The following is a 9,545-nucleotide window of genomic DNA, read 5'->3' on the forward strand; positions in this document are numbered from 1 at the left end:
GTAGCTTTAGACTTTATCAATCGCTATCCTAATACCTTAATCTTAACTGCTGCCGATAGCGATGCGGGTGGCTTGCAAGTTACTGACGTAGCCGATGCCACCAAGCCCGTCGGCACAATTAATAATAACCCGACAACTACCGCACGTCCGATCCCACAAGATGGTAAAACAGGGGCTGGTACACTCCCATTTATCGCCGCTCCCGATGCGAATGGAAATGTATTTCCCTTTGCAGTGGCTTGGGCTGGTACGCCAGATTTTAGCGGTTCGATCGTTTCTAAAGCACACGGTCTTAACTCGGATAAATTGCCTGCGACTGTAGACAATACGGTCATGTATGAGTTGATGTACGAGACATTATTCGAGAAAGAATTAACCTCGCGCAATCCGGCACCGACTAAGGCTCCAGCCGCGACTAAAGATACTGGTAACGTCATCTTTATCCATCCCGATGGTACTGGACCGTCCCACTACATGGCATTGCGGAATGTCGATAAAGGGCCAGATGGTCGCTTGAACTGGGATAATATGTCTAATGCGGGGGTCTACCTCGGACACCTAGAAAACCAGTTGAGTGCTACTTCTAATGCAGGTGCAGTCATCCACGCAACTGGGACGAAGGTATTTAATGAGTCCTTCGGTTTGCAAGAAGACAACTCTCTAGTTAAACCTGGTTCGGGCAATACAGGTAAAACCATCTTAGAAGAAGCGATCGAAGCTGGTAAAGCTACCGTGCTGATTCAGTCTGGACATCTTGCCGAGCCTGGTTCGGCGGCGTTTGCTGCCAAAACCACCAATCGCGATGGTAACGAAATTCGGGCGCGGGATAAATACGCCGAAATCATCGAGCAGGTGATTCGTTCTGGTACTAATGTGATTTTTGGTGGTGGTGAGCTATACATGCTACCCAAAGGTACGACTGGATTTCACGTCACTGCGGCGGTAGATGCTTCTGAAAGCAGCCCACAACGTCGCCCGACGACTAACCTCATCGATTTAGCCAAGTCGCTCGGATACACGGTAGTGTACACCGAAGACCAAATGAATCAGGTTGTAAATAGTGCCAAGCCACCAGAGAAAATCCTCGGTGTATTTGCAGCGGTCAATACTTATGACGATCGCACCGAAGAAGCATTGGGATTGAATACAGCCAGTCCTAAGCCGCTGTATGTAGCCACAGCTCCGACTGTCGCCGAAATGCTCGAAGCATCGCTAAAGATCGTCAAACGCGATCCTGATGGCTTCTTTGCTGTCGTCGAAGAAGAGGGTACCGACAACTTCGCCAATAATAATAACGCGGCTGGCACGATCGAAGCTATGCGCCGCGCTGATGCCGCAATTGGTGTCGCTCAGAAATATGTCGATACCCAAGACCCCAACACCTTGGTAATTACGGCGGCTGATAGCGATGCAGGCGGTCTACAGGTCTACCAGTACGCTCCATACGCTCGTCCGGCTGGTAATATCACGACAGATTTCGCGCTCAAGGACAGTGAAACTCAAGTTCCGTTTATCGGCATCAACCCAACTACCACCAACACTACTCGCGCCTTCCTCGATGGTGCTAATGGTAGTACCGCCAGTACAGAGTTCCCCTGGAAACCATTTAGTGCCAAAGATAGTATCGATGGCCCGATGGGTAACTTCGGGGTGAGCTGGGTCGGAACGCCGGACTTTCCTGGTAGTATCGTCGCTAAAACATACGGTTTAAATGCCGATAAATTGCCCAGCACCCTCGACAATACCGAGATCTACAACCTGATGTACAAAACATTGTTTGGTACTTCCAGTCAGCAAACCTTAGTACCCGGAACTGCTGGTGCTGATGACTTAGTAGCTGGCAAGACACCAGGCTTTGATGGTGTTAACGACCTCGTATTCACAGGTGCAGGTAACGATAAAGTGGATGTCCCAATTGCTGGATCGATCGCTGGGAATAACCGGATTGACTCTGGCAGTGGTGCAGACACGATTTTTGTTGCTAATAACGATCGCGTCTTTGGTACGGCTGGCGACGATACCCTCGATGCTACCGATGCCAAAGACTATCGGATCTCCGGCGGTGCTGGTAATGATACCCTGTTCCTCGGTGCAAATGGTCGCGCTCTAGGTGGCGACGGTAACGACAAGTTATTCGCTGGTAGCGGCGGTAATAACCTCCTCTCCGGCGGTGCTGGTGCCGACCAATTCTGGATTGCCAATGCCGAAATTCCTGGTGCGGCGAATACGATTGTGGATTTCCAAATCGGTACCGACGTAATCGGAATTCAGGGTGCCAAGAGCTTGGGGATTAGTGCAACCAGTCTGAAATTGACTCAAATTGGTGCGGATACTAGCATCAACTTTGGCTCTCAAACCTTGGCAATCCTGACCGGAATTCAAGCGAGTAGCTTAACTCCTGGTAATGCTAGCCAATTTGTCTTTGCCTAACCGCAAAGAAACTTTCCTGTTAAAACTACCAGGCAAAATAAGTAACTAACGTTATTTGTTTTGCCTGTTTTTTTGATTTCAATGGGATGATTTTGTGGTTCATCAGTGGCGATAGTCAGTTGTCCACTGATGTTCTGGACGATAAAAATATATTAAGATTCATTAAAGGAGTAATGTAAACAACCTCGATTATCGTCAACTCCTTGACATCCCGATTTGGATTCAATTGCTATGACCGCAGAATCTCAGCCTAAATTGCCACTCAAATTTCGATTCGATCGCCAGCTTTGGCAGCGATTTGTTGAAGTTGCCCAACCTTACTTCTATCCACCAGGGCCGAGAAGTTCGCTTCAGTTTCTATTTCTAATTTTAACACAACTAGTATTTGTTGTTGCGTTTACCTTCTTTTTTGTTGTCGCCCTCGCCTTAATTGGCTTTCAGTTTGCGCCTAAATTTTTTGCAGGGTTAGTCAATGAGATCATCTATCTCAAGTTTCTATCTAGCCTGGGCAAAAGCTCTGTAGAAATATTTCAAAATCTCCTCACATTTACGCCTGCTTATATATTTTTGGTCTTGCTTGTCATTAGTAGTGGCATTTTCTATGCTTATCGACGTAAACTCAGAGGACGAGAAAAGCAATGGCTAGTATTAGGACTATTACTTTTTCTGGCATTCGTAGTCAGTAGTCTAAATGTGCTACTTAGCTATGTTTTTCGATTTATCGACAATGCTCTCAATGGGAGAAATCCTGAAGTATTCTGGCAATTTTTAGGTGTGTATGGTATCACCCTAGTCGTTGCGATTCCCATTATAATTATTTATCGTTACACGCGTCGCAAGCTAGCTTTGTTCTGGCGAGAGTGGCTGGCAAATACCTTTTTGAAGGATTATTTTAGCAACCGAACCTACTACGAACTAGACTCCAATGCCGCGAATACAGATATCGATAATCCAGATCAACGGATGACTGAAGATGTCAATTCTTTTACAACTACTATCTTAGACCTGATTTTAGATATTCTCGATTCAGTTTTAGATTTGGTCGCCTTTACCGGAATCCTGTATAGTATCTCTACCCAATTGACTATCGGATTGGTTGGCTATGTTTCTATTGCTACTATCCTGGCACTTTGGATCGGAACTAAACTCATTAAAATTAACTTCAATCAATTGCGACTTGAGGGTGATTTCCGCTATGGGATGGTTCACGTCCGCGATAATGCCGAATCGATCGCATTTTATCGGGGCGAAAATTTAGAACTTAGTCAAGTTGAAGGTCGCTTAGGTCGAGCGATTAGAAACTACGATCTATTGATAATTTGGCTGGCGCTGTTGGATATCTTTCAGTATTCTTATGAATATTTTGCACGGTTGGTACCTTACCTAATTGTTGCACCTTTATATTTTGCCAAACAAGTTGATTTTGGGACGATCGGACAGGGTATATTTGCCTTCCGAATGGTGCTGAGTGCCCTGTCAATTATTCCGACGCGGATTCAGAGTATTTCTTCATTTGCCGCGAGTATCGAGCGGTTGGGGATGCTGTACGAACGCTTTCGGCAACGGGATCGAGATGTTGTCGGTAGTGGGATTGTCAATTACCCCTCAGCTCATTTTAAAGTCGATGGACTGACGCTCAACACTCCCAATGCCGAGCAGACTCTATTTCAAAATCTTTCCTTCGAGCTAACACCACCTCAATCCTTGCTAGTAGTAGGTGCGAGTGGCTGCGGGAAAAGTTCGCTGCTGCGGGCGATTGCTGGGCTGTGGCGCAACGGTACGGGCACGATCGAAAGTCCCGATTATACACAAGCTCTATTCCTGCCCCAGCAGCCCTATATGCTCCTAGGTACCTTGCGCGAACAGTTGAAATATCCCAACCTGCGGACAAATATCACCGATGAGGAAATCCAATCGGCACTGGCAATAGTGAACCTGGAAAACTTATCAGTACGGATGGGTGGACTTGACGCCCAAAAAGATTGGGCTGCTGTCCTCTCCCAAGGCGAGCAACAGCGGTTAGCTTTTGCGCGAATTCTGCTCAGCCAGCCGAAATACGTCATTCTCGATGAAGCTACTAGTGCCCTGGATGTGACTAATGAGCGGCGGCTCTACGAGTTACTACAAAGTCAAGATATCACTTATATCAGTGTTGGGCATCGTCCTAGTCTGATTGACTATCATCAAACGGTGTTGGATTTACGATCGGCAGATCGTGACAGTTGGCAATTATTGGCGGCGAAAGACTATCAATTCGCCAGTTAACTAGCGAATTTCGACAATCTGCACCCATTCTCCTCAAACGGGGCAGATTGTCGAGTTAAGATGGCGATCGAAATCGTTGAGTCAAAATACCTTGAGAGGGGCTAAGTAATAATGCGAGGATAAATAAACCTGAAGATACAATGACGATCGCCGGGCCAGACGGCACATGTTTGAGATGAAAACTAATATATACGCCACTCAGACTCGCAACCGCACCGATAAATGCACCCAAAATCATCATTTGATGCAGCTCTTTTACGAGTAGATATGCCGTCAAAGCTGGCCCAACTAATAGCGAAATCACTAGTATGACACCTACTGCCTGCATACTAGCAATAATAGTCAGCGTAATTGCCGACATAAATCCGAGATGAATCACTCTCACTGGTAAGCCCATTGCTTCGGCTCCAGTTCGATCGAATGTATAGAATAACAACTCTTTATAAGACAACCAAACTACTGCCAGAATCAACGCCGTGACAATTGCCGTTCGATAGATATCAGTTGTCGTTGTTCCCAAAATATCGCCAAACAGAAAACTATCAAGATCGATATTATTCCTGAGTACAGAAATCAAAATAATTCCAACCGAAAAGAAACTAGAAAAAGTCAGCGCCATTGCCGCATCAACCTTGACTCTCGATTGCGATCGAATCCACGAAATAGTCCCCGCACCCATGATGCCAGATATAAACGCCCCGATCGCAATATCAATACCCAAGAAGAATGAAAGCGATAATCCTGGCAAGACAGCATGGGCGATGACATCTCCATACAATGCCATCCGCTGGACAATGAGATAACTACCGACTACCGGACATAAAATACCAACGAGAATGCCAATGACGATCGCATTTCGCATGAATTCATACTGCCAAGGTTCGACGAGAAAATTTAGCATATTCAGATCTTGTGTTAAAACAAGGTTACTAGTTTTTTAGTGGATAGTGGATAGTGAATAGTGAATAGTGAATAGGCTATTTTCAATCGTTTTTACATGCTGGTAGAAGATGCGTTCAGACCTAAGATCGATCGTCAACCAAGCAACCGATTAACCCAAGTTGCTAGTTACAGATTTTTAGCTGCAATTCAATAGAAACTCTCAACACTATTCACTTTCCACTATTCACTATCCACTTACGTCATTAACAAAATAAATCTGTACTAGGATTGCGATCGCTTTGCTGATGAAATGAAACACCATAAGCTTGTTGTAGATTAGCCGGAGTCATGACTTTTGCGGGCGAACCATCGGCAATTAGACTTTGATTGAGCAGCAAAATTCGATCGAGTTGACTCAGAGATTTTCCCCATTCATGGGTACTAACTAGTAAAATTTTACCCGCAGTTCGCAGTTCTCCAAAAACTTCTAGAAGTACGGCTTCGGTTTTTTTATCGATGCCAGTAAATGGCTCGTCAAATAAGAACAAATCTGCTTGTTGAGCCAAGGCGCGGGCTAAAAATACGCGCTGCTGTTGCCCGCCAGAAAGCTCCCCAATCCGCCGATCTTTGAGATCCAGCATCCCGACTCGATCGAGTGCCCCATTGACGATTGCTTTTGCCGCCGCACCCGGACGACGCAACCAGCCTAGCTGACGAGTACGCGCCATCATCACCACGTTCCAAACGGTAATCGGATAATCCCAGTCAACCTGAGATCTTTGGGGCACATATGCCACCCGTTCCAAATGCTGACACAATGGACAAGTACAATATTTTATCGTACCGCTAGCGGTGGGAATTAGTCCCAACATCGCCTTGAGCAGTGTACTCTTACCCGCTCCATTCGGCCCAATTAGCCCCACCAGTTCCCCTGGTTCGATCCGGAAGTCAATTCGCTCCAAAGCACGCACGCCACGGTAATTGACCGCTAATTGCTGAATCTCTAGCATGAACTATTGATTACGATAATCATTCTTACTTAATCACTAGATAGTAGCATAGATTGAGTTCGTTTTCAGAAATTAGTCATCTCGTCTAAATTAAATGACCATGCACAGCGATTATCTCTTTCTGGTTGGCATCCACATTGGTTACAATAGACTCAATCGATCGAACATCATAACCACTTCAATTAGTTGCTTGCAGAATCAATAATTATGAGTAATAATCGTCGTCAATTTTTAATTAGAGCTGGTTTGACTGGTTTGGGTATTGCTGGGGTCGGTAAATTCTTATTCAGTAGTTTCGATGCCAAAGAGCGAGTATCAGCCGTACAGATACCCAAGTCAAAGTTGCTACAGCGATTTGCAGTCCTTGCCGATACAGGTACTGGTAGTATCAATCAATATGCAGTCGGTCGCGCTCTAGCTCAGTATCACAAACAAAATCCCTTTGATACTATCTTATTAGCTGGAGATAATATTTATACCAATGGCGAATTTACCAAGATTAAACCAGTCTTTACAGTTCCCTATCAGGATTTACTTCAAAGGGGAGTGAAGTTTTATGCTTCGTTAGGAAATCATGATGTGCGGACAATGAATGGCGACCTGCAAGTTGCTTATCCTGAATTTAATATGCAGGGTCAGCGTTACTATATGCACGGTCGAGGTGACGTGCGATTCTTTGTCTTGAATACTAACGATATCGTCAATCCACAATCGCCCGAACGCGTAAGACAATTAGACTGGCTCGATCGCGCATTAGCAGCTAGTAAAGCGAAGTGGAATATCGTTTATGGACATCACAATATTTATTCGGCTGGTGTCTATGAAGTGAATAAGATGATGGAAAAAGATGTCACTCCCATCCTCAAAAAACACAAAGTTCGGCTGTGGATTAACGGTCACGATCATAATTATCAACGAACGAAACCGATCGACGGCACTACTTATATGGTCTGTGGCGGTGGCGGTGCCCGCTTGTATCCAGTTAAGGCTCAAGACTGGACAGCATTTGCTAAAAGCGTTCATAGCTTTGGCATCGTCGAAGTCTATCAAGACCAAATTCTCCTAACTGGACTTAATAGCAAAGGTGAAATAATCGATCGAGGCATCGTAAACTTTGCATAACTCCCCCGATAGTTACGGGATAACTACAGTACCGAAGGCACATAGCCAATAATTAGGAGCGAACGATCTGGAATTTGCTCAAGCCGATTTTGCCACTCTTTATCCTGCCAGAATGCTTGCTCCGCTTCTACCACACCCGTGATGTGCGAATCGTCAATGACATTAACATCAATGTTAAGGTGTAGGGTATGAAGGCAATATATTTAGGTGGTTATGTCTTTCCCTGCTGTGTCTAGCTCCCGTTGGCGTTGGCGTAGCCTCCGCTTTGCGGAATCGCTATTCAAAGAACATCCCGAAGCGATCGCGGCTGGAGTTTGTGCCCTGCTGGTGTTACTGGGTTGGGTAAGTCTCAATCGCGGGTGGCTGGGAGTGAGTTTGCTGATTCTGACTGCTGCGTATGCCATTGGGGGATATGAAAGCACCCGTGAAGGATTGACTACCCTTTGGCGGGAAAAAGAACTCGATGTAGACCTATTGATGATTGTGGCAGCATTGGGAGCAGCTATCTTGGGGCTGTGGCGCAAAGAGTATTATTTCATCGTTGACGGGGCGATGTTGATTCTGATTTTTGCCATCAGCGGCGTGCTGGAGGGCTACGCAATGAGCCGCACCGAGCGGAGTATTCAGGGGCTGATGAGTCTGACTTCCGATACCGCCCGCAAGCTCGTAGATGGGCAAGAGCAGATGGTAGCAGTGGCTGAGTTAGAAATCGGCGATCGCGTTCTCGTTAAGCCAGGAGAATTGGTACCGACGGATGGGATTGTCACTGAGGGCTTTAGTTCGTTAAACCAAGCTCCGATTACGGGTGAATCGATGCCCGTTGAGAAGACTGTTGGAGATGAGGTGTTTGCTGGGACGATTAATGGTACTGGCGCGTTAAAAATTCAGATTCATCAGCCACCAGAAAGTAGTCTGATTCAGCGGGTAATTCGCTTGGTAGAACAGGCTCAGACTGAAATACCACCATCTCAACAATTTATCGAACGGTTCGAGCGTGGCTATGCCAAAGCGATCGTGTTTATCGGCATTTTGCTAGGTACTCTACCACCATTTCTACTCGGTTGGACGTGGGAAGATACGGTTTATCGCGCCCTAATTTTTCTGGTGGTAGCTTCGCCCTGTGCATTAATGGCAGCAACGATGCCAGCACTATTATCGGGCATCGCTAATGGGGCACGGCATGGGATTTTGTTCAAGAATACCGCGCAGTTAGAAGCAATCGGGCAAGTTAAAGCGATCGCCTTTGACAAAAATGGAACCCTGACAATGGGCAAACCTCAAGTCGTCCGAGTCATGGCGGTTGACAATTCAAACAAATTACTTCAAGTGGCGGCTGCTTTAGAAAGTTTGTCCGAGCATCCGATCGGGGCGGCGATCGTTCATGCGGCTCAAAAACAAGGCTGGGTATGGACTGAAGCCATTAATGTTCGTTCTGATCCTGGACGGGGGATTATTGGCGAAGTTGAGGGAAAAATAGCTGTAGTTGGTAAAGCCGAATTTGTTCGAGTCCAAGTAAACCTGCTGCCAGACGAGCTGACCGAACAAAGCCAGCAGTGGGAACAGGATGGCAAAACTGTTGTCTGGGTGGCTGATGCCGATCGCATTCTGGGAATTATCGCAGTTGCCGATACCGTCAGACCCGCAGCAGCTCGATCGATCGTCCATTTAAAACGGTTGGGAGTCGATCGGGTTGTGATGTTAACGGGCGATAACGAGCGGACAGCCGACAGTATTGGCTGGGAAATTGGGATCGATAAAGTGTATGCAGAACTTTTACCTGAAGATAAACTGGAGGTAATTCGCCAGCTTCAGCAACAATACCCCTCAGTGGCGATG

6 protein-coding genes and 1 pseudogene are annotated in these 9,545 nt (G+C 46.2%); 4 read left to right on the forward strand and 3 right to left on the reverse strand.

What is annotated here, in order from left to right; all coding sequences use genetic code 11:
- On the forward strand, positions 1-2,430 hold a 2,430-nt coding region (locus RMO52_RS17990), incomplete at its 5' end, for an alkaline phosphatase (RefSeq protein ID WP_310416964.1).
- A 231-nt stretch (positions 2,431-2,661) separates the two neighbouring features.
- Positions 2,662-4,695, forward strand: coding sequence for an ABC transporter ATP-binding protein/permease (locus tag RMO52_RS17995; protein WP_310416967.1), 2,034 nt, complete (start codon positions 2,662-2,664; stop codon positions 4,693-4,695).
- Positions 4,696-4,750: 55 nt separating this feature from the next.
- Here the strand turns inward: RMO52_RS17995 and RMO52_RS18000 are convergent, their stop codons facing one another.
- Both RMO52_RS18000 and RMO52_RS18005 read right to left on the reverse strand, forming a co-directional pair.
- Complete coding sequence (locus RMO52_RS18000; protein ID WP_309742513.1) at positions 4,751-5,596, reverse strand: metal ABC transporter permease; 846 nt, start codon at positions 5,594-5,596, stop codon at positions 4,751-4,753.
- 244 nt (positions 5,597-5,840) lie between these two features.
- The gene (locus tag RMO52_RS18005; RefSeq protein ID WP_310416972.1) at positions 5,841-6,587 is read right to left on the reverse strand and encodes a metal ABC transporter ATP-binding protein; all 747 of its coding nucleotides are present in this window, start codon (positions 6,585-6,587) and stop codon (positions 5,841-5,843) included.
- A 207-nt stretch (positions 6,588-6,794) separates the two neighbouring features.
- Here RMO52_RS18005 and RMO52_RS18010 point away from each other — a divergent pair, with 207 nt between their 5' ends.
- Positions 6,795-7,709 (forward strand): metallophosphoesterase, encoded by a 915-nt coding sequence (locus RMO52_RS18010; protein ID WP_310416975.1) that lies wholly within the window; start codon positions 6,795-6,797, stop codon positions 7,707-7,709.
- 26 nt (positions 7,710-7,735) lie between these two features.
- Here RMO52_RS18010 and RMO52_RS24810 read toward each other — a convergent pair.
- Positions 7,736-7,891: pseudogene (locus tag RMO52_RS24810) on the reverse strand (MerR family transcriptional regulator); the annotation flags it as partial.
- Between the two features lie 31 nt (positions 7,892-7,922).
- On the opposite strand from RMO52_RS24810, the gene RMO52_RS18015 reads away from it, so the two are divergent.
- The coding region (locus RMO52_RS18015) for a heavy metal translocating P-type ATPase (protein ID WP_310416979.1) at positions 7,923-9,545 on the forward strand (1,623 nt) is incomplete at its 3' end.

The sequence above is a fragment of the Chamaesiphon sp. OTE_8_metabat_110 genome, from assembly GCF_031382685.1.
In the GTDB taxonomy this organism is placed as follows: domain Bacteria; phylum Cyanobacteriota; class Cyanobacteriia; order Cyanobacteriales; family Chamaesiphonaceae; genus Chamaesiphon.